Source organism: Paraburkholderia fynbosensis, from assembly GCF_902859935.1.
GTDB lineage: Bacteria > Pseudomonadota > Gammaproteobacteria > Burkholderiales > Burkholderiaceae > Paraburkholderia > Paraburkholderia fynbosensis.
In genome coordinates this window covers 1-23,430 of record NZ_CADIKI010000037.1, presented here as the reverse complement: position 1 = coordinate 23,430, position 23,430 = coordinate 1, and the positions used below count along the sequence as shown (strand labels likewise).

17 protein-coding genes and 5 pseudogenes are annotated in these 23,430 nt (G+C 59.7%); 15 read left to right on the top strand and 7 right to left on the bottom strand.

Annotated features, from left to right (window positions below; genetic code table 11):
• Positions 1-445: 445 nt before the first annotated feature.
• On the bottom strand, positions 446-1,459 hold the full coding sequence (locus HV770_RS36145; protein WP_175166219.1) for a substrate-binding domain-containing protein: 1,014 nt from the start codon (positions 1,457-1,459) through the stop codon (positions 446-448).
• Positions 1,460-1,662: 203 nt separating this feature from the next.
• Between HV770_RS36145 and HV770_RS36140 the strand changes: the two genes are divergently transcribed.
• The 6 genes and pseudogenes from HV770_RS36140 to HV770_RS36120 all read left to right on the top strand — a co-directional run bounded on the left by HV770_RS36140 (position 1,663) and on the right by HV770_RS36120 (position 7,480).
• Positions 1,663-3,258, top strand: coding sequence for a glycoside hydrolase family 68 protein (locus HV770_RS36140; protein ID WP_175166218.1), 1,596 nt, complete (start codon positions 1,663-1,665; stop codon positions 3,256-3,258).
• A 91-nt stretch (positions 3,259-3,349) separates the two neighbouring features.
• Positions 3,350-3,601 carry a GntR family transcriptional regulator gene (locus HV770_RS36135; protein ID WP_175166217.1) on the top strand — a complete coding sequence of 84 codons (252 nt, stop codon included), beginning with the start codon at positions 3,350-3,352 and terminating at the stop codon, positions 3,599-3,601.
• A gap of 41 nt (positions 3,602-3,642) precedes the next feature.
• Positions 3,643-5,289: a glycoside hydrolase family 32 protein gene (locus tag HV770_RS36130; RefSeq protein ID WP_175166216.1), complete on the top strand. Its 1,647-nt coding sequence runs from the start codon at positions 3,643-3,645 to the stop codon at positions 5,287-5,289.
• Positions 5,286-5,493 (top strand): annotated as a pseudogene (locus tag HV770_RS39215) (IS3-like element ISBvi4 family transposase); the annotation flags it as partial. The gene HV770_RS36130 and the pseudogene HV770_RS39215, both read left to right, overlap by 4 nt.
• Positions 5,494-5,823: 330 nt before the next feature.
• Positions 5,824-6,348 carry a PRC-barrel domain-containing protein gene (locus HV770_RS36125; protein ID WP_175166215.1) on the top strand — a complete coding sequence of 175 codons (525 nt, stop codon included), beginning with the start codon at positions 5,824-5,826 and terminating at the stop codon, positions 6,346-6,348.
• A 469-nt stretch (positions 6,349-6,817) separates the two neighbouring features.
• On the top strand, positions 6,818-7,480 hold the full coding sequence (locus tag HV770_RS36120) for an IS6 family transposase (RefSeq protein ID WP_425497554.1): 663 nt from the start codon (positions 6,818-6,820) through the stop codon (positions 7,478-7,480).
• A 147-nt stretch (positions 7,481-7,627) separates the two neighbouring features.
• Here the strand turns inward: HV770_RS36120 and HV770_RS36115 are convergent, their stop codons facing one another.
• From HV770_RS36115 to HV770_RS36105, 3 genes are all read right to left on the bottom strand, one after another.
• Complete coding sequence (locus HV770_RS36115; RefSeq protein ID WP_175166214.1) at positions 7,628-8,785, bottom strand: porin; 1,158 nt, start codon at positions 8,783-8,785, stop codon at positions 7,628-7,630.
• Positions 8,786-8,910: 125 nt separating this feature from the next.
• Entirely contained in the window at positions 8,911-9,927 is a 1,017-nt protein-coding gene (locus HV770_RS36110) for an alpha/beta fold hydrolase (RefSeq protein WP_175166213.1), read from the bottom strand.
• Between the two features lie 81 nt (positions 9,928-10,008).
• Complete coding sequence (locus HV770_RS36105; protein WP_175166212.1) at positions 10,009-11,337, bottom strand: purine-cytosine permease family protein; 1,329 nt, start codon at positions 11,335-11,337, stop codon at positions 10,009-10,011.
• Positions 11,338-11,752: 415 nt separating this feature from the next.
• Here HV770_RS36105 and HV770_RS36100 point away from each other — a divergent pair, with 415 nt between their 5' ends.
• The 6 genes and pseudogenes from HV770_RS36100 to HV770_RS36075 all read left to right on the top strand — a co-directional run.
• Positions 11,753-12,790, top strand: coding sequence for an aliphatic amidase (locus HV770_RS36100; protein WP_175166211.1), 1,038 nt, complete (start codon positions 11,753-11,755; stop codon positions 12,788-12,790).
• Between the two features lie 70 nt (positions 12,791-12,860).
• Positions 12,861-13,670, top strand: coding sequence for a CbbQ/NirQ/NorQ/GpvN family protein (locus tag HV770_RS36095; RefSeq protein ID WP_175166210.1), 810 nt, complete (start codon positions 12,861-12,863; stop codon positions 13,668-13,670).
• 5 nt (positions 13,671-13,675) lie between these two features.
• Positions 13,676-15,409, top strand: a complete 1,734-nt coding sequence (locus HV770_RS36090) for a nitric oxide reductase activation protein NorD (RefSeq protein ID WP_175166209.1) — start codon at positions 13,676-13,678, stop codon at positions 15,407-15,409.
• Positions 15,410-15,523: 114 nt separating this feature from the next.
• Positions 15,524-16,660: a transporter substrate-binding domain-containing protein gene (locus HV770_RS36085; protein ID WP_175166208.1), complete on the top strand. Its 1,137-nt coding sequence runs from the start codon at positions 15,524-15,526 to the stop codon at positions 16,658-16,660.
• A 16-nt stretch (positions 16,661-16,676) separates the two neighbouring features.
• Entirely contained in the window at positions 16,677-17,318 is a 642-nt protein-coding gene (locus tag HV770_RS36080; protein ID WP_175166207.1) for an ANTAR domain-containing response regulator, read from the top strand.
• 129 nt (positions 17,319-17,447) lie between these two features.
• Positions 17,448-17,561, top strand: a pseudogene (locus HV770_RS36075) (IS6 family transposase); the annotation flags it as partial.
• Between the two features lie 56 nt (positions 17,562-17,617).
• Here HV770_RS36075 and HV770_RS36070 read toward each other — a convergent pair.
• Together HV770_RS36070 and HV770_RS36065 are read right to left on the bottom strand one after the other, a co-directional pair.
• Positions 17,618-17,815: pseudogene (locus HV770_RS36070) on the bottom strand (DDE-type integrase/transposase/recombinase); the annotation flags it as partial.
• Positions 17,812-18,996: pseudogene (locus tag HV770_RS36065) on the bottom strand (IS1182 family transposase); the annotation flags it as partial. The pseudogenes HV770_RS36065 and HV770_RS36070, both read right to left, overlap by 4 nt.
• Positions 18,997-19,789: 793 nt before the next feature.
• Between HV770_RS36065 and HV770_RS36060 the strand changes: the two are divergent.
• The 3 genes and pseudogenes from HV770_RS36060 to HV770_RS39985 form a co-directional block, all read left to right on the top strand.
• On the top strand, positions 19,790-20,938 hold the full coding sequence (locus HV770_RS36060; RefSeq protein ID WP_425497553.1) for a porin: 1,149 nt from the start codon (positions 19,790-19,792) through the stop codon (positions 20,936-20,938).
• 652 nt (positions 20,939-21,590) lie between these two features.
• Positions 21,591-21,866, top strand: a complete 276-nt coding sequence (locus HV770_RS36055) for a cache domain-containing protein (protein WP_425497552.1) — start codon at positions 21,591-21,593, stop codon at positions 21,864-21,866.
• Positions 21,835-21,960, top strand: a pseudogene (locus tag HV770_RS39985) (hypothetical protein); the annotation flags it as partial. The gene HV770_RS36055 and the pseudogene HV770_RS39985, both read left to right, overlap by 32 nt.
• Before the next feature lie 1,115 nt (positions 21,961-23,075).
• On the opposite strand, the gene HV770_RS36050 reads toward HV770_RS39985, so the two are convergent.
• On the bottom strand, positions 23,076-23,430 hold a 355-nt coding region (locus HV770_RS36050), incomplete at its 5' end, for a glycosyl hydrolase (RefSeq protein WP_246291541.1).

Here is a 23,430-nt window from a genome sequence, read left to right as displayed (position 1 = left end):
TTGGCAATGGTATCGCTGCGCGTCGTGAGAGGACGGCGACGAGGCAACTAGCATTCGTCTTCTCTTGCGAGACGTTCGTTGAAGGAAGCTCCGCCTATGGCGCGTCCGGATTCATACCAACCGGGTTTATCCAGTCCTGCAGGATCTGAGCTGGCGATATGACGCCGAGCGATGAGGGACGACGACTGCGGTTATGAAACGCATTAAGGTATTCAGACAGGCGCGCCGCGGCGCAATTTGCTGTTGTGCAGACTAATTGGCGAAGAATTTTTGGCGGCCGTCCTTTGGCAGCCGACGCGTGTTGGTCTTGATTGTGCGTTGCGCCATCCCTTTTCTCCATTGGGCAACGCGTCGGCAGCGCTGAGTCCGGCGCTCACCGTGGCAGCGCGGGCACTGCGCGTCGGCGACCATGCCAGGACACAGCCGCGCCGGTTCTGGCGTGCGGTTAGCGGCGCGGCCCGTCCGTGTCGCCGGGTTCGATGCAGGGTGCCACCAGGCGGTGCGCACAATGCTCGCGCCCGGATATGGCGCCGAGGATCAGTTCCGCCATGGTCTCACCGGACGAGTGCCCGGTCGGCTGCACCACAGCGGTCACCGTGTGAGGGAACGAAACATCGGGCGGCAAGCCGTCGTACACGATCAGGGAGAGATCGGTTCTGACGTTTCGGCCACTATCGCCGATCGCCCGGAATGCCCCCGTGCCGGCGATATTGTTGTCCACCAGCACGGCGGTCGGCGGCTCGTCGAGGTTGAGCAGGGCGCGCATCGCATCGTAGCCACCTGTTCTGTCGAATGAGCATTCGATCAACAGTTGCGCCTCAGGCTCGATGCCCGCCTCACGCAATGCGCCCAGGAAACCGGCCCGCCGTTGCGCCGCGAAGCTCAGCGTCAGCGGCGCGCTCACCATCGCGATTCTTCGATGCCCGAAACTGAGCAGGCGTTGAGCTGCTGCGCGGGCGCCCGCTTCATTGTCGAAATCGAACCATCCGTATGGCTGCGGACTGTTCGTACGTCCGTACGCAATGAACGGGAAGTTGCGCTCCTGCAAAAACTGGATGCGCGGATCATCCACCAGCGTGCGCGCCACGATCAGGCCATCGACCAGCTTCCCGTCGACGAGGCGCCGGTACGTCTCGAGCTCCGCGTTGGGGCGCGCCGAAACGATGAAAAGGTCCAGGCCGCTCTTCCCCAAGCCTTGCGTCATGCCTGCGACAACTTCGCCGAACCGTGGGTCACCGAGCGCATTGGCGCCGAACGGGTACACCAGTCCGACTGCCTCCGCTCGGCCAGTTGCGAGCCGGCGGGCAGTGGGGTCCGCGTGATAGCCGAGTTCCTGGGCGGCCTGTCTGACCCGCGCGCGCGTGGCCTCGCTGACGTCGTCGTATCCGTTTAGCGCCCGGCTGACGGTCGTCCGCGAAAGACCGAGCGAGCTCGACAGCATTTTCAAGTTCACCTTCACTGTGGCACCTCTGGACTCGCCGTTTTCCGATCCTCCGACGCTGGCCGCTGAAAGCAGAGGATTGCCGAAGTATGCACATCCTACACGTTCGCGCAAACGTTTGACGTCCAAACCGGTTTGAATTAGTATCCAAACCGGTTTGGACGTGCCTTTAAGTAACCTGCTTAGCTGCTTTTTTAGACTCCTTCAGGAAGCGAACCTCCATGAATTCACTTCAGTCCCCGCAAAAGATCTCGAACCGCACCCGCCTGCGTACCGGCCTCATCTCCGGCTCGCTACTCGCAGCGGCTGCGGTACCGGCGCTCGCCCAATCCAATGGCGCGGGCTTTCCCGCGCCGACCCCGCACTCGCAGCAGGCATACGACCCGGAGGATAGTTTCACGATGCGCTGGACGCGCGCCGACATCCGTCAGATCAAGGCGCAGTCCCACACCGCAACGGCCGCGGACAAGAATTCACTGCCTGCTTCGCTGACCATGCCGGACATCGCCCAGGACTTTCCGTTGATCAACCCGAACGTGTGGGTCTGGGATACCTGGCCGCTGGCCGATCTGCGTGCGAACCAGTTGAGCTATAACGGCTGGGAGGTGATCTTTTCGCTGACCGCGGACCCGCACGCGGGCTATACGTTCGACGACCGCCACGTGCATGCGCGTATCGGCTTCTTCTATCGCCGGGCGGGGATTCCGGCGTCGCAACGTCCGGCGGATGGCGGCTGGACCTGGGGCGGCCATCTCTTCCCGGATGGTGCAAGCGCCAAGGTCTTCGGCACCGCGCCGATGACCAACAATGCGGAATGGTCCGGCTCCGCGCGTTTGATGAACGGCAACAACGTGAGCCTCTACTACACGGCGCTGTCGTTCAATCGCTCGGGCGCGGGCGGGCAGGACATCACGCCGCCAATCGCGATCATCACGCGCACGGATGGCCACATTCATGCAGACGACAAGCACGTCTGGTTCGACGGTTTCGACAATCACCAGGCGCTGCTGCAGCCAGACGGGCAGATGTATCAGACGGGGCAGCAGAACACCTACTATTCGTTCCGCGATCCCTTCGTTTTCACCGACCCGGCTCATCCGGGCAAGACGTACATGGTGTTCGAGGGCAACACGGGCGGCGCACGTGGCGCGCGTACCTGTACCGATGCCGATCTGGGTTACGCCGCCAATGATCCGTACCGCGAGGATCTGAACACTGTGATGAACTCGGGCGCGGTCTACCAGAAGGCGAACGTCGGACTTGCCGTCGCGACCGACAAAAAGCTCACGCAGTGGAAGTTCCTGCCGCCGCTCCTGTCGGCGAACTGCGTGGACGATCAGACCGAACGCCCGCAGATCTACATGAAGGACGGCAAGTACTACCTGTTCACGATCAGTCACCGGGGAACGATGGCCGCGGGCGTGGACGGTCCGGACGGCGTGTACGGTTTCGTCGGTAACGGCATCCGCAGCGACTTCCTGCCGCTTAATCAGGGCAGCGGTCTTGTGCTTGGCAATCCGACCGACTTCGATATGCCGGTCGGCGCGCCTTATGCGCAGGACCCGAACCAGAATCCGCGCGCGTTCCAGTCGTACTCGCACTACGTCATGCCAGGCGGCCTGGTCGAATCGTTCATCGATGCGATTGGCCCGCGCCGCGGCGGCACTCTCGCGCCGACTGCGAAGATCAACATTAGCGGCATTTCGACCTCTGTCGACCGGTCGTACGGCAAGGGCGGGTTGGGCGGATATGGCGATATTCCGGCCAACCTTCCGGCAAACGGCAACGGCAACGGTGGCGGCAACGGCGCTCAGTAAGTCTGTCTGCCGTACGTGGGCGGATGGCGGCCCGGCCCGCCATCCGCCCACGAAATCACGAAATCACCAACGCGAGTATGAGCGAGGCGGCATGAGCAGGTGGATTCCCGATCTGTCCGCGCACGGCGGCCCCGCGTATCTCGCCGTAGCGGATGAACTCGAAACGGCGATACGCGCCGGAGGCTTCAAAGCGGGCGACCGCTTGCCGTCGCAGCGCATGCTCGCCGACTTCCTTGGCCTGCACGTGAATACAGTGAACCGCGCGATGCGCGAAACGGCGCGTCGCGGGTTGACCACGGGCGACACAAGGCGCGGCACAGTTGTTCTGCGGCCGTTGTCCTGAACGGTCTGCCCGCTTTGCCCACGACAGAAACAGACCACTCAATGCATGATTTGCAACGTTCCTTCATTCCCTTTCCGCGTGCGCTGTCGGCATGGTTGTTCACGGCGCTGACCATGTCAGCCACGGCGTGCGCGGCGCCCTCCGCATCGGTCGGAGCGGACAATACCGGCACCACGCAGTGGAGATCGGCGCTTCACTACACGCCGCAGCGCAACTGGATGAACGATCCCAATGGGCTGGTGTATTACAAGGGCCTTTACCACCTGTTCTATCAGTACAACCCGAACGGCAACGTCTGGGGCGACATGTCGTGGGGACATGCCACCAGTCGCGACCTCCTTCACTGGGACGAGCAGCCGGTTGCCATGCACGCGAACGAACGCGAGGAGATCTTTTCCGGCTCGATCGTCGTGGATGCGCATAACAGTTCCGGGTTAGGCCCGGCGAATTCGTCGCCATTGGTGGCGCTTTACACGAGCGCTTATAAGACAGGGTCCGGGCACCCCCAGGGCACGCAAGCTCAGTCGCTTGCATACAGCATCGATGACGGTCAGACATGGCATCAATACCCGCGCAATCCCGTATTGACTCTCGACCCGGAATCGAAAAACTTTCGTGATCCGAAAGTTTCGTGGTACGCGCCAGGAGGTTACTGGCTGATGACCACTGTCGTCGCAGACGCGCACGTCGTCAAGATCTACCGCTCGAACAACCTGATCGACTGGGCATTTCTCAGCGACTTCAGTCTTCCCGATTTCCCCAATCGCGGCGCGCTGTGGGAAATGCCGGACCTGTTTGCGCTTCCTCTCGATGGCGATAGCCGGAATCAGAAGTGGGTGATGATCGTCAACGTCAATCCGTGGTCGATTGCCGGCGGATCCGGTGCGATGTATTTCGTAGGGAATTTCGACGGCAAGACGTTCACGCCGGAGCATGTCGCGCCTGCGGGTTCTGATCCCGCGCGCTATCAGTGGCTCGACCATGGCGCCGACTACTATGCGGCCGGGACATTCGCCAACTCGCCTGGCGGCGAGGCAGTCATGATCGGGTGGATGAGCAACTGGGACTACGCAAGCCAGATACCCACTACGCCATGGAAGGGCGCGATGGCGCTACCTCGTCTGCTCGCGCTAAAGACGGTGGACGGGCAGCCGCAACTGATATTCGCCCCAGTGGAACAATACGCGCGCCTGCTGGGTGAGGATTCGACCACGCGCGTGAATGCGTTTGCCGTCTCGTCGGCGACGCGGCAATTCGCTGCGTCGACGCGAGGCATCGTGCAGAACATCACGGTGACCCTGAGTCCGGGTTCGGCACGACGCGCGGGTCTCATCGTACGCGGCTCGGAGAACGGCGAGACCGGCACCCGGATCTTCTACGACACCACCCGCGGGACTTTGACGCTCGACCGTTCGAGGTCTGGCGTAACCGATTTCTCGAACGCGTTCAGCAAGCAGCACATCGTCAACCTGCCGCTGGAAAACGGCAAGTTGCGCCTCACGGTAATAGTCGACAGGAATTCGGTGGAAGTATTCGCCGGCGACGGCCGCACTGTCATCACCGATCTTATCTTTCCGGCGCAAACCGACAACCGGGTTTCGGTGTTCGCCGACGACGGCGAAGCCACCTTTTCCGACATCGCGATTACCGATCTTGCTGCGCCGCACCGTGAGGGGCCTCGGCGCTAGCCGATAGAATTCGTGATGTGCATCGTTAAGGAATCACGGTAAGGCACGGCGTGATTGAAAAGAAGCGACACGACTACCCGGTGCCACCGTACAGCCTGCTGGGCATTTCCGTGAGCCGCTATTATGCGTGGCGCAAACGCGGCGCTGTCGTTGCGAGCACAACAGGAACCATACCTCGTTGCCGAAGTACTCGGCGCCCGGAAGGCATTCCTCGTCCCGTGCGGGTGAGCTGGAACTCGGGCATGCCTGATGCTGTACTGAAACCGTCTCACCAGTTGCGCGGGCAGCTGGCATCAACCTGCACAGGAATTCCGGTCGGATGTTTAGAAAACATTCGGCGGCGCCAGATCTCCGGCGACACCCGGGAATCTTTGCGGATCGGCACGTGGCAAAAGCGCGAATCACGAGATCGTCGATCTGCTCAATGACCTGCCCGAAAAAATAACGGCGGGCTCGTGCCACCTTGGATGCGGATCGCCGTGACGAGTGCGTCACGTCATTTCCTACATCCATTATTAAATAAGGAGCGTTATCATGAATCCGACCCCTCAGTCCGCCCACGAAGGCGGAGCACAGATCACCCGCACGAGCGCCCATCCGGCCGACGGGCCGGCCCGAGATGTCATGGCTGCCGCAACGCTGCACGGCAATACCGTCCTGAGCGCGGACGGCGACGACGTTGGCAAGATCAAGGAGATCATGCTCGACGTGCGCGCCGGTCGTATAGCGTACGCGGTGCTGGCAAGCGGCGGCTTTCTCGGTATCGGCGGCAAGCTACTCGCGATCCCTTGGGCGATGCTGACCCTCGACACGTCGCGCGAACGTTTTGTGCTGTCGGCATCGTCCGAGCAGATCAGGAATGCACCGGGCTTCGACAAGGATAACTGGCCGGCGATGGCCGATCCGAACTGGGCCGCCACGGTGCATGCATACTATCGCAGCAAGCCATACTGGCGAAGCCGCACTGAACTACCCGTCGACGAGCGCGGCGATATGCGGATTGGTGAAAGCGTTGGGGATTCGCCTGCGTCGCCTGAGCGAGGGGACGTCAAACTTTAACATCGGCGACGCCTATGTCGCGCGGAAGTAGACGCTTCGTCTCGGAAGTAAGGCCAACCGCCGCGCAAAATGGCGAGTTCTGACGCTGCTGGCGGAAAAACTCTGGACTGCGAGTTGCCGGTCGGCTTCAAAGCCTCGGTGAGGCTCACATCGGGGCTTTTTATCTCGAAGCTCTCGACGGAAATCTGCTGGAGACATCCATCTGCTGGAGAGACGTCCGCGCGTAGTAACGAAAAGCGCGTGAGGGACGCACGCGATGGCAGCAGCTTGGAAGGCGACGAAGAGCAAGGTACGCGTTTATGCTCTGCAGTATATTTGCGGCGTACCTTGTTTTAACCTTTGGTCGGGGCTCGTAGGCTCTAAGGCTGAGAACGCCGGAAGCAAAGCTTGCTTCTCTCGTCATGCTGAGAGCTTCATTGCACTTCAGGCAGTGCCCACCAATCCTGCGCCGCATGTACGATACGCACGATTGAAACACGTTCGGGTCGACGTGATTCTGACGTGTGTCCGCTGGTATGTGGCGTATCCGCTGAGCCTTCGACACCTGGAAGAGATGATGCCGGAGCGCGCAATCTCAGTCGACCATTCAACTGTGCACCGCTGGGCCATCAAGGTGTTGCCGGTACTGGAGAAGACCTTTCGTCGCCACAAGAAATCCGTCGGTCGGAGCTGGCGAATGGAAGAAACGTATATCAAGGTCCGAGGCCAGTGGAAGTATTTGTACCGCGCAGTCGACAAGGAGGGTAACACGGTGGATTTTCTGCTGCGTGCCCATCGTGACAAGCCCACGGCGAGGCGCTACTTCGAAAAGTCAATCGAGCAAAACGGCGAACCCGAGACGGTGACAATCGATAAAAGCGGTGCGAAACTGGCCGCGCTGGATACCCTCAACGCGGAGCGTGAAACACCGATCAAGATTCGCCAGAACAAGTATCTGAACAATGTTATCGAGCAAGATCATCGGGCGATCAAGCGACGTGCACGACCTATGCTCGGCTTCAAGAGTTTTCGTTGCGGCCGAATCCTGTTAAGCGGCATCGAGCTCATGCACATGATCGCCAAGGGCCAAATGCAAGACCGTGGCATCGGATACACTCGTGCCCAGCAGTTTTACTCACTGGCAGCTAAGTAATCCGACTTATACTGCCGTTTGTTCACCATCTTGCCCTTACCGCGACAAAACCCTCAAAATCACCCACGGATTGCTCCGACGACCCCAGTTGTCGCCGCGTTTCCATGAACCGGCCGACAACGTGGGAATACCGAGAAGTGGTGTGGCTCAGAAGTTGTGGCGAATACCCACACTAACCTGCGTCTGGCTATTGGTGCCCGATTGAATGCCTGTGTCCGTTATTTCCGCGTAGGAAAGGCTTAGGCCATTACCCCCGGAGACGTGTTGATAGGCAGCCTCGGTGTACAGCAGCGTCCGCCTGCTCAAGCCGTAGTCGACCTCCATCGTGACCTGCTGATTGTGCAGGGTTGCGCTCGTCGCGCCGGAAAGGTGCTCAGTCGTGAACGTGTAGCCGGCGCCAACGCTCAGTGCGTGCGTGAGCGGGTATTTGCCATAAACGCTGTAGTTATCAAAGCGGAGATCGTCGCCGGCGCGGACATCGAGCGAATTGCCGCTTGCGAGTGCGAGGTAAGTGGAATGCGTATACAGCAAGCCGACCGTTCCGGCTCCGATGTCGGCGCGGGCACCGCCGCCCCAGATGGTCTGGTCGCCTGCAGCGATGGTGTACCCCATTCCCGCATTTACGGCACCCAAACTGTTGTTTGCGCTCACCAGATTGTCTGCGTCCATATAAGCCGCCGCGAAGTGGAATGGACCGTAGTCATACGCGGTGCCGGCGCTCACAAGACGGTTGTTTTGAAACTGGCCAGCCGCATTGGAAAAGGCGTACATGCTCCCGAAATGCCAACCGGCAATAACCGGACTTTCGTATGTCACCGAGTTGCTGACCGTATAGCTTCCGCCGACTGTGTCGTTGTCGTAGACGTGTGCCGAGGTGTTGCCGCCAAACGTGCAGTACGCCGATACGGGACATAAGTAGTTCGTGACCGGGCTGTACTGCTTGCCGAGTGTCAATGTGCCCCAGCGGTCATCCTTGACGCCGACCCATGACTGCCGTGAAAACATGTCGCCGCTATTGGTGCTAGCGCCGTTTCCGAGGTTGAATCCGCTTTCCAGATCGAAGATGGCATGCATGCCGCCGCCAAGATCCTCGCTGCCCTTGATGCCCCAAACTGTCGTATTGTTGGCGGAATTACCCAGTCCCCACACGGGGCCTGCTTTGCCGTTCGGGCTCTTTCCGCTGTTGGTGAACTGAACGCTTTCGTCCAGCACGCCATACAGCGTCACGCTACTCTGCGCATGAGCGACCGATACGACTGCGCTCGCAACGGCTGCCGCTGCCAAATGCTTTCTTTTGATAAACATGATTGTTGTTTAAATGGGTAGTGATCCCATATAAATGAGATCGCTGTGGTCTGGTGATTTGCAGATTGTTCGCCCCGCCATTCCACCGCGTTTCTAGTGGCGCGCGGCGTTCTCAGCGTTGGGCTTCAGCGTTCGAGCAGTTCGCGTAGTGCCTTGTCGAGCACTTCGATGTCGACGGGGCTCGTACCAGGGCCGCCGGCAAAGTGCCCCCAGATCGAATCGACCACGCGGAGCTCCGCATTCGGCATGTGCCTGACTTCAAATTCGCTGTCTTCCGGCGGGAAGTAAAGGTCGGTCTTGCAAGGCATGACAATCGCCTTGGCACGAATCGACGAAAGCGCCTTCACGAAGTCGCCTTGATACATTTCGTTATTGCTGATGTCGCCGTACTGCCAGGTCCACAGCATGCCGAGCAGATTGTTGGCGTCCTTCGACAACAGCCAACCCTCCCAGAAACCGACCAGAAAGTCTTCAAGAGAGGAGTAGCCAAGCTTCTCGAGATCGAGCTTTTCCCGATAGAACGTTTGCGACAATCCCCATCCCGCATAAACGCGCGCGGCCGCACGCAAGCCCTTGTCGGGCTGAGCGTCGTACCAGCCGTCACTGAAAGCGGCATCGACGGTGAGCGCCGCCTTGACTCCCTCCAGGAACACGAAGTTGTGACGCGAGCACTTCGAAGAGCCTTGGAACGGCAGGATTCGCTCGACCATCTCCGGATACATTGCACCCCAATGGAATGTCTGCAATGCGCCCATCGACCAGCCCGTAACAAGAGCGATCTTCTCGATACCGAACAACTCCGTGACGAGCCGCCATTGCATGCGCACATTGTCGTACGCGGTCACATTCGGGAAGCGCGCTTTGCCGTAGGGAGCAGGCGTGTTGCTCGGCGACGACGAGAGACCATTGCAGAACATGTTCGGCACGATGATGAAGTACCTGGTCGGATCCAGCGCCTTGTCCTCGCCGATCAGCCATTCGTTTTCATAGTGCTGGCCCGAATACCACGTCGGGTAGACAATCACGTTGTCTTTCGCGGCGTTCAGAGTCCCGTAGGTCTTGTAGGCGACCTTGGCGTCGGGAATCCGCATGCCGCTTTGCAGGACGATGTCGCCGAGAGAAAAGATGTTGTAATCGGACACGATGAAGCAATCCTCAGTGAAGATACATGGATATGGACGCGCGGGCACGCGCCGGTGTAAACGTTGTCCGGGCGTTGATCGTCAGGCGCGATCGGCAGCGATGCTTGCTGCCTTCGAGAACTGCGCGATCAATCCATAGACAACGGCGCTGATGACGAATGCCGACACGGCAGTGGAAAATTCGGGAAAGCGTTTTTCGACAACATACGCCGCCACTGATCCAATCGCCCAAGCGGCGAATGCCTGAGCGCGCCACTGGTGGTCTATGCCCGCGCCTGGGCGCGCGAGGTACTGGTCAACCATTACGATGGCGCCGATCGGCGGAACAATGATGCCCAGCAGAGAGAGCCAGGGAATGAACAGCGCCCAAACGTTGGTTGCGGCTACGGCAATGCCGATCGCGGCAAGTATGACCGCGGCCGTGCGCATCTTGACGCCGACGATCCGCGACCAGCCGACGGCGGAGTTATATAGACAGTGAGCGCAAACCGAGCCCAGGCTGCAGAAGAGGAATACGACCGCAACCGTGCTCAGCCATGTCTGGTGTTGGTTCAGCATGTAGCCGAACATGTTGTCCATGCCGAACGGTTGCGGAGCCGGCAAGGCGATGCCCGCGGTCATGATGCCGCCCATCAGCATCGCGTAGCAGTTGGCAAACGGAAAAGCGGTGAACGTGGCAATCCACGAATCGCGACCGTTCTTCGCCCAGCGATTGAAGTCCGCCGAGACGGTGCCCGCATCGACGAACAGACTGATCACGATCGTCAACCCGACACCGAATGCCATCGACGATGCCGGGTTAGTGCCGCTGTAGCTGAACACGGTGTCCCATCCCGCATGTCCGCCGGCATCGACCGCCACCCACGTCCCCAGGATAAGAAAGAGCGGCACCGAAACCATGCCGAGCCAGTGCAGCCCGCGGATTCCGACGAACGTCACCGCGAGATAGAGCAAACCCGCGATAAGCGTCATGACGAGATAGCCTGTGCCAAAAGACGAGTGAATGAGATTGCCGGTAATGCCGGTCTGTACCGCATACCAGCCGAGCAGCAGGCTCGAAAGCAGGCCCGAGGCCAAAGCGTAGCCTTTGCGTCCAAACACGCGGCTCGCCAGCAGCGCGAAGTTGAGTCCATGCTTCGCTCCCAGGCCACCGAGCAAGCCAACGTAAGCGAACATCAATAAGTTGCCAATCACCATCGCGGTGAGCGCACGGCTAAAACCCATCCCTGCGACGAGGATGGAGCCCGTCATTGCACTCGTAATGATCATCGGAAAACTGATCCACACGGTCGCGAGCGACATGACGCTGCGTCGCGCCACATTCGGGACCGGTGTGTGTTCGTACTCTTGGCCGAGTACGTGGTCAAGCGCCGCTTCGCTGCCGGCGCCTGCGGATTGTGGAGGTGACATGACGTTCTTTCCAAGTGAAGCTGAGCTGCCATCAGGCAAGCCCTAGCCTTGACCAAAAAAAAACCCACCAGACGCCTTTTCGGGCTGTCTGGTGGGCTCTGTTGCCCCCGCTGTATCGTCGCTGTTGACGCATCGCGGATAAGAATGACGTTATTAGATTCTTTCGGAAAAAATAGTCTGTCAAGCCCTTTTAGAGTCGAGGAAGCCAATCAATGTGGCGGCTCGATAGAACCGCTCGCGCATACACTTGACAAGCGTATGCACGCCATCTAGCATTCGCCCGTACATTTACGGTTTCGCACTCGCCGCCAACATCGCCGGCGAGTCGCAAAGGCAATAGAGCCCGACCGGACCTTCGCGTCCGTTCGGGCTTTTTTTTTGTTCGTGCGTTTCATATCGAAACAGGAGAGAAGCAATGCGACACGGTGATATTTCCAGCAGCAACGACTGCGTCGGCGTAGCCGTCGTCAACTACAAGATGCCCCGGCTGCATACTAAGGCGGAAGTGCTCGACAACGCGCGCAAGATCGCGGACATGGTAGTCGGAATGAAGCAGGGGCTGCCAGGGATGGACCTGGTCATCTTCCCCGAATATTCGACGCACGGCATCATGTATGACGCGAAGGAAATGTATGAAACGGCATCTACGGTGCCCGGCGCGGAAACGGAAATCTTCAGTGCGGCCTGTCGGAAAGCCAACGTGTGGGGCGTCTTCTCGCTGACGGGCGAGCAGCACGAGGAACATCCGAAGAAGGCGCCGTACAACACGCTGATACTGATGAACAACCACGGCGAGATCGTGCAGAAGTATCGCAAGATCATGCCATGGACGCCGATTGAAGGCTGGTATCCGGGTGATTGCACGTATGTGTCGGAAGGGCCGAAGGGCATGAAGATCAGCCTCATCATTTGCGACGACGGCAACTATCCGGAGATCTGGCGCGATTGCGCGATGCGCGGCGCTGAACTGATCGTGCGCTGCCAGGGCTACATGTATCCGGCCAAGGAGCAGCAGGTGATGGTGGCGAAGACAATGGCGTGGATGAACAACGTCTATGTCGCGGTAGCGAATGCGACCGGCTTCGACGGCGTGTACTCGTACTTCGGTCATTCGGCAATCGTCGGTTTCGACGGACGCTCACTCGGCGAATGCGGGACCGAGGAAATGGGCATCCAGTACGCTGAATTGTCGACGAGCTTGCTACGTGACGCCCGCCGGAACATGCAATCGCAGAACCACCTCTATAAGCTGCTGCATCGCGGCTACACGGGCAAGATCAATTCCGGCGAGGACATGCATGGCGTGGCCGCCTGCCCGTTCGAGTTCTACGGCAAATGGGTCAACGATCCGGAGGGCGCGCGCCGACAGGTCGAGGCGCTCACGCGCTCGCTGCCCGGCACGCCGGAATGCCCGATCGAGGGCATTCCGCACAGTGAGCCTGCGCACCGGTAACACCCATCGCGCGCCGTCGCAGCCGCGCACCGGCTTAAGCGCGGCGCGCAAACTCACGAGGACGATGCCAATGCACGAAATGCTCGCTCAGTACCGGATCGAACATGAACCGTACTACCGCTCCGTCGGGCAGGAAACCGAACTCTTTGACGCCGCCTATTCGCAGCGCATGCCGATGATCCTCAAGGGTCCGACCGGTTGCGGCAAGACGCGCTTCGTCGAGCATATGGCGTGGCGCCTGGGCAAGCCGCTCGTCACTGTTGCGTGCAACGAGGACATGAGCGCGTCGGACCTGACGGGGCGCTATCTGTTGAACGGCAGCGGCACGTCGTGGCACGACGGACCGCTGACGATCGCCGCCCGGCATGGCGCGATCTGCTATCTCGACGAGGTTGTCGAAGCGCGCTCGGACACGCTCGTCGTCATTCACCCGCTCACCGACGACCGGCGCATCCTGCCGCTGGACAAGCGCGGCGAACTCGTGCGCGCCCATCCGGACTTCCAGCTCGTCGTGTCGTATAACCCCGGTTATCAGGGCTTCGGCAAAGACATGAAGCCGTCGACACGGCAACGCTTCGGTGCGATCGAATTTCACTACTCCGACGAAGCGGTCGAAACCGACATCGTCGCCCACGAAGGCAAGGTGGATCGCGATACCGCGGCGAAGCTGGTGCGGATCGCCGGGCAGTCGCGCCTGCTGCGCTTGCGGGGCCTCGCCGAAGGCATCTCGACGCGCATGCTCGTCCATGCAGGGGCCCTGATACGCGGCGGTATCGCAGCACGCGCGGCCTGCGAACTCGCGATGACGCGTCCGATTACCGACGACGACGAATTGCGCACTGCGCTCGACGGATTCGTGACCGCGCAGTTTGGACCGTGATGACGATGCCGGACGTTCTGAAGGACGGCGACGAAGCGCAGGGTGCCGCGGCGGGACTGCGGGAGCGCCATGTCGCGTTGTTCGAACCCGTGCAGCGCATGCTCGGGCACTATGCGACGGGCTTCGGGCATGCCGGCGATATCAGTGACGTGGCAAGCGGCTTGAAGATCGAAGTACTCGCTGCGCGGGAGGAAGCGGTATTGCCGGTCCGTGCGTCGATCGGCGCCGGGGTGATCAAGGTGCCACCGGCAACGCTGTCGGCCGATCGCTTTGCCGCGACACATCTGTATCAGGCTTCGGTCGCCCACGCGCTCGCACACCTGCGCTATTCGCGGCCTGCGTCGCCGGTCGGCAAACGCGGCGCACTGTGGATCGCTGTCGCATCGTTGATCGAAGACGCGCGCGTCGAGCGGTTGCTGATGCGCGAGTACCCCGGGCTGCACCGGCTGTGGGGCGGCTTTCATACGATCCGCGCTGACGCGGGTGTGATGAGCTTCTCCTCGCTTGCCGCCCGCCTGGCGCGCACGTTGCATGACCCCGGCTATGACGACCCGAATCACTGGATCAGGAAAGGTCGCGATCTCGTCGAGGAACTTGCCGGGCGTCCCGACGATGCGGGTGCGTATGACGAAGTCGCCAGCATACTGGCCGTCGATCTCGCGCAGATGCGTGTGCGGTTCGATTTGTCGACGTACTACGTCGAGCCGGCCTACCGGGACGACAACGCCTATCTCTGGCGTTCAGACGAACAGTCCGCGCCAGCAAAGCCCGAGCCGGCGCAAACGAACGTCGCCGGCGAGTCTGCGTTGCAGCACCGGTCGAACGACGAAGCCGCGAAGAACGGCCACGCATCGTTGGAAGCCGACGAGGTACGCTGCCATCGATACCCCGAATGGCACGCGCGCGTGGGCGCCGAATTCGCCGAATGGACGAGCGTGTTCGACCGTGCGCCGGCACAAGCCTCCGGTCATGCGGTGCGCAGCGCCTCATCGCGGCGGGCACCGCCGCCCTGGTGGCAGGAACCCGCGCAACGACTGCGCAGGCAGTTCGACGGCGACGACCTCGATCTGAGCGCGCTGATCGACGCTGAGATCAGGCGGCGCGCATGCGTTCCCGGCGACGAGCGGGTGTTTCAACGCAAGCACCGCAGGCGTCCGAGCATGTCGGTGCTCCTGTTGCTCGATCTTTCCGAGTCGACCAACGATCGTGCCAGGGCTGGCGAGCCGTCCATGCTCGACATCGAGAAAGAGGCGGCGACGAGGATCGCTACGGCGCTCGGTCCGACGCCGAACCGACTTGCACTGCACGGCTTTGCATCGAATGGCCGGCACGAGGTACGCTATACCCGCATCAAGGACTTCGATGAGCCTTTCGGCACAGTGGAGCGGCACAGGCTTCAGGCACAGCGCGGCGAGTTCTCGACCCGCATGGGCGCCGCGATACGGCACGCCGCTACGTGCCTCGACAGTGAGACGACCGACGCCAAAGTGCTGATTCTCGTCTCGGACGGCGAACCGTCCGACATCGACGTTCACGACTCGTCGCATCTGGTCGAAGATGCCCGTCACGCGGTTGCCGGGCTGTCGTCGCGCGGCATCCTGATCTTCTGTTTTGCGCTCGATCGCGATGCCCGCCGCTATGTGCGGACGATCTTTGGACGGCAGCGCTACATGGTCATGGAACGCGCGACGAATCTGCCCGTTCAGATCGGCCGGCTGCTTGAAAATCTGGTGGGATAGTTGGACCGCGCGGCACGAGGGCGGGCCGCGTTCCCTGTTTTTTTTGGCGAAGTAGGATGGAGCCTTGGCCTTCTTCGCCCGACTCCGATATACCGAACAAGGGCGCATACGACTGTGACACAGACAGAGCCAATAAAAGTAGGCGTGTTGTATTCCGAAACCGGCGTCACGTCGGCAATTGAATTGTCGCAACTCTATGCAACTCTGTTCGCGATACGCGAGATCAACGACGCGGGTGGCATCGACGGACGCGAAGTGGTGCCGATCCGCTACGACCCGCAGTCCGATCCTGTGAGGTACCGGGCGCTTGCCGAGAGGCTCATTCTCGAAGATGACGTGCCGGTGATCTTCGGCTGCTATATGTCGAGCACACGCAAGGCCGTATTGCCGATCGTCGAACGCTGGAACCGCTTGCTCTTCTACGCGACGCTCTACGAGGGTTTCGAATTTTCGGAGAACCTCATCTATACCGGCGCTGCGCCGAACCAGAACAGCGTGCAACTGGCCAACTTCATGACGTCGCAGTTCGGCCCGCGTGTGTATATGGTCGGATCGAATTACATCTACCCGTACGAGTCGAATCGCATTATGTCCGACCTTGTCATGCAGCGGCCGGGTGGCGCGAAATTAGGTGAGCGCTACGTTCGTCTTGGTGCGACCGAGATGGATTTCGCCGATGTCATCGAAGACATCGGCAAGACGCGTCCGGATTTCATATTTTCGACGGTGGTCGGCAGCGCGACCCAGCACTTCTATCGCGCCTACGCACGCGCAGGTTTCGATCCGACAACCATGCCAATCGCGAGCCTGACCACGTCCGAAGTCGAGGTCGCGCAGATGGGAGCGGAAATTGCCTGTGGCCATATTACGGCCGCACCCTATTTCCGCTCGATCGGGTCGGAGGCCAATTACGCGTGCGTGGAGAAATTCGCGCAAGCATTCGGGCCCGAAGTGATTCCTAACGCCAGTTGGGAGGCAGCGTACTTTCAGGTTCATCTGATGGCTCGCGCGATGCGTGCGGCCGGCAGCGCCGACATCGAAGCGTTGATGCCCCAATTGCTCGGCAGCGAATTCGACGCGCCACAGGGACGGGTGCGCGTCGATGCTTCGACGCATCATACGTGGCTGCATCCACGCATCGGCCGAGTCGATCGAAGGGGGGAATTCACCATCGAGCAGGAAGCGGGGGCAGCGGTGCGGCCCGACCCCTACCTCGTTGCGCACGCACTTGGCGACTGGTCAGCCCGATGATGTTGGAGAGCATGGCATGAGCGACGAAGTCAAGCGTTCTCTGGGCGAGCCCGAGCGGGTCAGGCCTGTTTCTCATCTCCTCAGGGATCTTCGCTCGCTGCGCGTCTGCGTTTTCCACCCGAACGATCATGACGGCGCACAGCTGACGCAGCAACTTCAACGCATAGGCTGCCAGGTGCAGGCTTTCTGGCCGCCGTTGCCGGCGCCGCCGGAAGGCAGCGAGGTGGTCTTCGTCGCTCTTTTCCCCGACATGCTCAATCTCGCCTACGACTGGTGCGCGGCCGAAGACGCTCCGCCGTCGATTGCCGTCATCAATTACGAGAATCCGACCGTCATCGAGGCGGTATTGCGTATCGGCGCGAAGGCAGTCGTCGCTTCGCCGATCCGTTCGTTCGGCTTGTTGAGCGCGCTCGTCGTTGGGCGCGAAATCGGCGCGCACACGAAAAAGCTGAAGAGGCGCGTCCTGCGGCTCGAGGAAAAGCTTGGCGGTGCTCGCAAGATCGCCGACGCACAGGATATCCTTTGCCGGCAGCGGGGCGTGGACAAGACCGAGGCCTACCGGATCATCCGAGAGCAGGCGATGGCCAAACGCATGACGGTCGAAGAGATCGCGTCGGCGATCATCAACGCGAACGACATCCTGTCGTTTGGCAGGTGAGAGGGTATTGTCACGTTGTTGGTGCGACGCGTGTCGCCGTCGGCCGCGCGTTATGCGGTTGTGTCGCGCTACGGATGCGGGAGTAAAATCCAGGCGGATATTTTCCTGAAGTGAAGCGTGATATGAAGAATGCGGACTGCGACTGCGAGAAAAGCCCTGCCTGCTGGCGTAGCGAATGTACTCAAACGCCTGCACTATCCGCTGGACGTGATCCTGCTGTGTGTGCGGTGGTATGTGGCCTACGGTTGTGTCGCGATAAGATTGGCAAGGCAAAAAAGTTCCGCAATGACAAGGACTCCTTACGCCACAAACGAATAGAATTGATCGCCGGCGGCTCGGGGGACGCCGCTGTCCTTCATCTGGCCGTTCCTGATCATATGCATCGTCTCAATGCGTGAAAGGATGATGCGGGCACACCGGAAAACCTTGAAGCCCATCATGGGCCTGGTTCGTCGTTTGATCGCCCGATGACCCTGCTCGACGATGTTGTTCAGTGCTCCCAGCGCTTTATCCGGCGGGCCTGCTTCCCGATGTGCATTGCTTTCTGATTGCGCAGGTAGCACAAGCCGAACTCGAGTGGCAATGCAGCGTCATCCCGTGCTCGATGTTTGTGACGCGCCAGGTGAGCCGCTGTTGCGCGGGGCAACGGTACTCATCATCTTCGGCAACGTAGACAAAGTCCTGCTTGCCGAAGTACCCATCCGCCTTACTGCCCGACGTCATTGGTTTCGGAACGAACGCCGCAATACCCGCCTCATCGCATTTCAGGATTTCTTCGCCCTTGAAATGACCCAGGTCAGCAACAACGGTCAGATTTTCGATGCGGGTAGCCGCTCGCGCCTGCCCGGCCATGGTCGATAACTGGTTGCAATCATTGCCAAGATTCGTAACCTCATGTGCCACGATCAGATGCGACGTGACGTCAACGGCGGTCTGAACGTTGTAGCCAACCATCCGTGTTCCCCGACCGCTGGTGGCCATGGAGCGCGCGTCCGGATCAGTCAGCGAGACCTGTCCATCGGGTGCGGCGCGCAGTCGCTGCTCCATTGCCTTGAGGTCTTGCATCTGCTGCCTGGGCTTCTTGATCTTGTCGCCGATACGGCTCGTCTTCGCCTCGGCGACATCGGATTGCGTCCGGTCCGCTGTCTCCATTGCCGCAAGGTAACGCGCGATGCTCTCACCAATCCGCTGCATGCGTGCCTGGACCTTACCACTCGTGAAATTGCGATCACGATTGTGGACGGCTTTGAACTTGCTGCCGTCAATCGCCACAATCGTCTTTGAGAACAGGTCAAGGTTACGGCACAACACGATGAATTGCCGGCATACATTGCGGATCGCTTCGCTGTTGTCACGGCGAAAGTCGGCAATAGTCTTGGAATCCGGTGAGAGGCGCCCTGTTAGCCGCATGAGCTCAATGTTGCGTTGAGTCTCACGCTGCAGACGCCGACTCGACTCAATGCGGCTCAGGTAACCGAAGATGTAAATCTTTACCAGTACAGATGGATGATATGAGGGGCGTCCCGTCGTTGCTGGAGCGGTTCCGTCAAAGCCGAGATCATGAAGATCGAGCTCATCGACAAAGACGTCGACAACGCGCACTGGATTGTCGTCGGACACATAGTCCTCCCAGCAAAACAGCTTGCTTACGGTCTTCGCCTTCAACGAATCGCTTCATGTGCCCGCCCGACCTGAATGCGTTACTTCAGTTTAGGCGATCAGCGTGCGTTTTCGCACAGGCTGGACCCGCTACTGCCTCTCAGTTGCTTTCCTAAAATGTCCCAACGTCGCGCCATACCGGTCGTTCACACCACGGTCCGCGCCACTTGCGAGATAAACGAAGGTCGTTGTGTCGCATTCGCGTATTTCAGATGCTATTCAACGACGATTCTGCGAGTATCCGATGAGCCCAATGCCGATTTACGAGACTCGCTCTGGTAGCGGTATGCATGCCCACAGGTTTTCTGTGAAGACGGGGTGATGCCGGGCGCTTGCAGCGGCACGTCGCAGGCAGAGGGGCCTTTCAGAGGCCTCTGTGTCGACGTCGCGCGGGCTACCCACGGGGCTCAACATGAACGGTGTATAACCGGTCCGATCACGTACGCGATGCATTGGCGGGGCTGTTGACGCATCGACGCCTCTCTCGTGGCACATCGACGATGCAAGAAATGCGGGCCGCCGGCCAGCCCTCTGTGCAACAGCGCTTATACGGTGGCGAGAGAACGCCTAGTCAACGCGATGCTATGGCGTTGCTTGAATGCAACGTAAACACCCGCTCAAGAATCGGGAGGCGGCATTGCTGCGCTTAGCCACCCGGTACCACGCCTGAATCGTTGCAGATTTATGACGGTTGTCGCAGTAATGTGGAACAGAACCTTGCGCCGCCCCATGCGCGAGATCTTCATCTGCACTCTTATACTCGCGGCGCGGTGTTTTTCCATTCCTACACGCTGGAGCTGTTAATGAAGTCTCTGAAAAAGATCCCCGTCGCTGTCGCCATCTCCGCAGCACTTGCCGCATCGGCCGCCCACGCACAGAGTTCGGTCACGCTTTACGGCCTGATTGACGCCGGCCTGATGTATACCAACAACGTCAAGGGGCAGGGTGCCCTGTTTCAGGCAACGAGTGGCAACATCAATGGCAGCCGGTTCGGCCTGCGCGGCGCAGAAAATCTCGGTGGTGGCCTGAAGGCGATTTTCGTGCTCGAGAATGGTTTCAACGTGCAAAACGGCAAGCTCGGCCAGGACAGCCGGATGTTTGGTCGTCAGGCCTATGTTGGCCTGAGCAGCAGCCAGTTCGGCACGGTGACAGTGGGTCGTCAATACGACTCGCTGGTCGACTTCGTGGCTCCTCTGTCCGGTACGGCCGGCACGTTCGGCGACACGGGTTTTGCTCACCCGTTCGACAACGACAACCTGAACCACTCGTTGCGCTTCAGCAATGCCGTCAAGTACATGAGCAACAACTATGCGGGGCTGAACTTCGGCGGCATGTACGCGTTTTCGAACAGCACAAGTTTCGCCGTTAACCGTGCTTACAGCGCCGGTGCAAGCTATAGCCATGGTCCGTTGAATGTCGCCGCGGGCTACCTGCAGATCAACGGCTCGTCCGGCGGCACCGACAACACCGCACCTGGCACCGTGGACCTCAAGGAATCGACCGCGAACGGCACTGGCGGCTTCGCGCTCGGGTCGAACGTCCAGCGCACGTTCGGCGCAGGCTTGAACTACTCCTTCGGCCCGGCGGTGGTCGGCTTCGTCTATACGAACAGCCATTTCCAGGGCACCAATTCGTTTGGCCTGAACAATGGCTCGATGCGTTTCGATAACTACGAACTGAACGCAAAATATGCACTGACACGGGCCGTCAGCCTCGGTATCACCGACACCTACACCGACGCTCACCTGAACGGCACGACGACGTACGGCGCTGATCCGAAGTGGAATCAGGTCAACGCCCAGGCGGTGTACTCGCTGTCGAAGCGCACCGATGTCTACGCGGAAGCAATGTACCAGCACGCGATCGGCAACCAGTTCGTCGCATTCATCAATACCGCGGGTGGTGCATCCTCGACCGCCAATCAGGTGGTGGCGACGGTGGGGATGCGCACACGGTTCTAAGGAGCCCTCAAGCGGAACCGGTTGCGCCAGCGAATTAACCTCTGCACAGATTCATCTGGGCCCGCTCCATTCAGAATGGGTGCCTCCAGATGTGTCGGGACCGTCGTCCCGGGTCCAGACGAAAAGGTGTCTATGGTCCAGTAAAGGCGAAGCGAGAGGCCGCTGATGCTTGCGACCGCGCGACTTTCCCCGAGGAAATATTTTGGCCCGTCCGTTTGGACGGGCTTTTTTCAGCTTTACGTCTAATCTGGCTGGTACCTGGGGTGCCCAGTAACCGCTAGCGCCGTGCGTCAATTTTGACGCCTGCGGTTCGAAAATGCTGGGCCATAAGCCAGCTTAGCGAGCCGTAAGCCACCGTGGACCATATTCAACCAAGAATTCCAGTTAAACGGGGAATTTGAGTGTGGAAACTATCTTTCAGCAAGCGGCTTTGGATTCCCCTTGTCGCGAGATTGCTGTGTCTGGTCGCACTATCCGCTTTCAACGCATATCAAATGAGCACGATACGTTTCACGGAACGCCAGGCGGCGCTCAAGCAGGTCACGGACAGTGCTCTTGGCGTGGTTAAGGACTACGCGGACCAGGCCGCAGCCGGCAGGACGAGCCGACCGATGCTCAGAAGGAGCGCTCGAGAGGGTCCGCGCCATGCGCTATGGTGAATCCGGCTACTTTACGATCACGGATGCTGACGAATATCCTGATGCATGCCTTTATGCCGAAGATGGAGAACAAGAGCGCCAGGGACGTGCATGACAAAAATGGCGTCTATATGTGGGCCGATGGCGTCAGGCTTGCCCAAGCGGAAGGCCGCGGATTTCTGACGTACGTTTGGCCGAAGCCCGGCGTCCCAGGACGATGCACCGAAGTTATCGTACGCGGCGGCATACAAGCCGTGGGGTTGGACCTTGCTTACGGGCGCCTGCATTGACGACATTGATGCGGCATTCATCAGGTCCCTGTATCAGGCACCATCATTCTTGCCTTCGCGGGCATCATTCTCGCTGCAGTGGTTGTTTACGTGAACCGTGGTCTGCGCCGCTCACTAGGTGGCGAGCTCGAATATGCAGCGAAATCGCGGCGCGGATTGCCATAACGACCTGTCAATGGTCGTTGAAACGGCCCGCCACGATAGAAGCAGTCTTTTGTACGCGATGAAGCGCATGCGGGACCAGCTCACCAGCACGATGAGTGCCATCAAGGTCTCAGCGGACTCGATTGCCACTGCGAGCAGCCAGATCGCTGCCGGCAACCTGGAGCTTTCACAGCGGACCGAAGAGCAGGCCGCCTCCCTCGAGCAGACGGCGGCCAGTATGGAGCAACTTACGTCTACCGTAACGCAACACTCGGACAACGCGAAGCATGCCAACATTCTCGCCAGCCGTAGAACGAAGGAAAGTTGTCACCGGCCAACGCCCGCCCCACGAGGTCGAAGCCTCGCACGTTCGTCCTGGACCATGAAATCCGCAGGCAAGTGGTACACATCGTCGATGTCGAATGATCGACCGCAATCCCATGTTCGGTCATCGTTTCTAATATGAACGCGTTCCTTTTGCGCCTGGCTTTTCCTGTGGTGTGACGGACGGATGGATGGCTGCACTCTATCCAGCTTGTTGCAGCCAGATAGACTGCGGTGATGGAAGCTTCGGACTTAAAACGTGAGTTTGCCAACAGCTTTAACCGGAGGGAGGGTGTAATGAAATATAGCGGAATTGACCTGCATTCGAATAACAGCGTCGTGTCTGTCACCGACCGGTTGGTCGCAGGAACGCGCCGGCGTAACGGGTACTAAAAGACTGCGCCCGTCTGATCTGCCGGTTCACGAGTACTCCGGTTACTTGCGAGGACTCATGTTTTCCACGTCGGCACATCGATGGCGTTGGCCCGTGAGGATCCAACTTCCTTTGTTCTCACGCTCACGGGCGGGACGCGTACATTCCATTCATCGAGATGACGCAAGCCAAGCGGATAGGCGATGTACTAGCGCACTCAGGTCAGGTTCATTTCCTGCGGACAATGTAGCCGTTCAAGCACGCGTGCCTCACTAGAACATCAGTATTTCGACGGAGCCCTGCGAACGGCTTACCCCTATCATTCAATCCGGTTGCGCCGCCCGCGCACAACCGGACCATGGCCCTGCTTACTTGGCCGCCGCAGCGACGGCCTGTTTGATGGCCGTATAAATCGGCTTCTGCCCGGCGCTGCTCGTCAGAATGCCGTAATTGCCGGTCGGGTCATCGTACAGTTCGTACCAGTTGAAGCCGATCACGTTGTACGTGGCTTTGGCCGCGACGAGTTCAGGAATCGTCTTGGCGATGTACTCCTGTGCTTGTGCGGTGGTGAAGTCGGTGTTGACGCCGAGCTCCGTGAACATGATCGGGAGATTGTATGCATCGTGCAAGGACTTCAGAACGTTGTAGTTCGTGCCCGTCACGCCCCACGTGTTCTCAGGATCACCACCGTCAGAGTACCAATGCAACTGAATGATGTCGGTC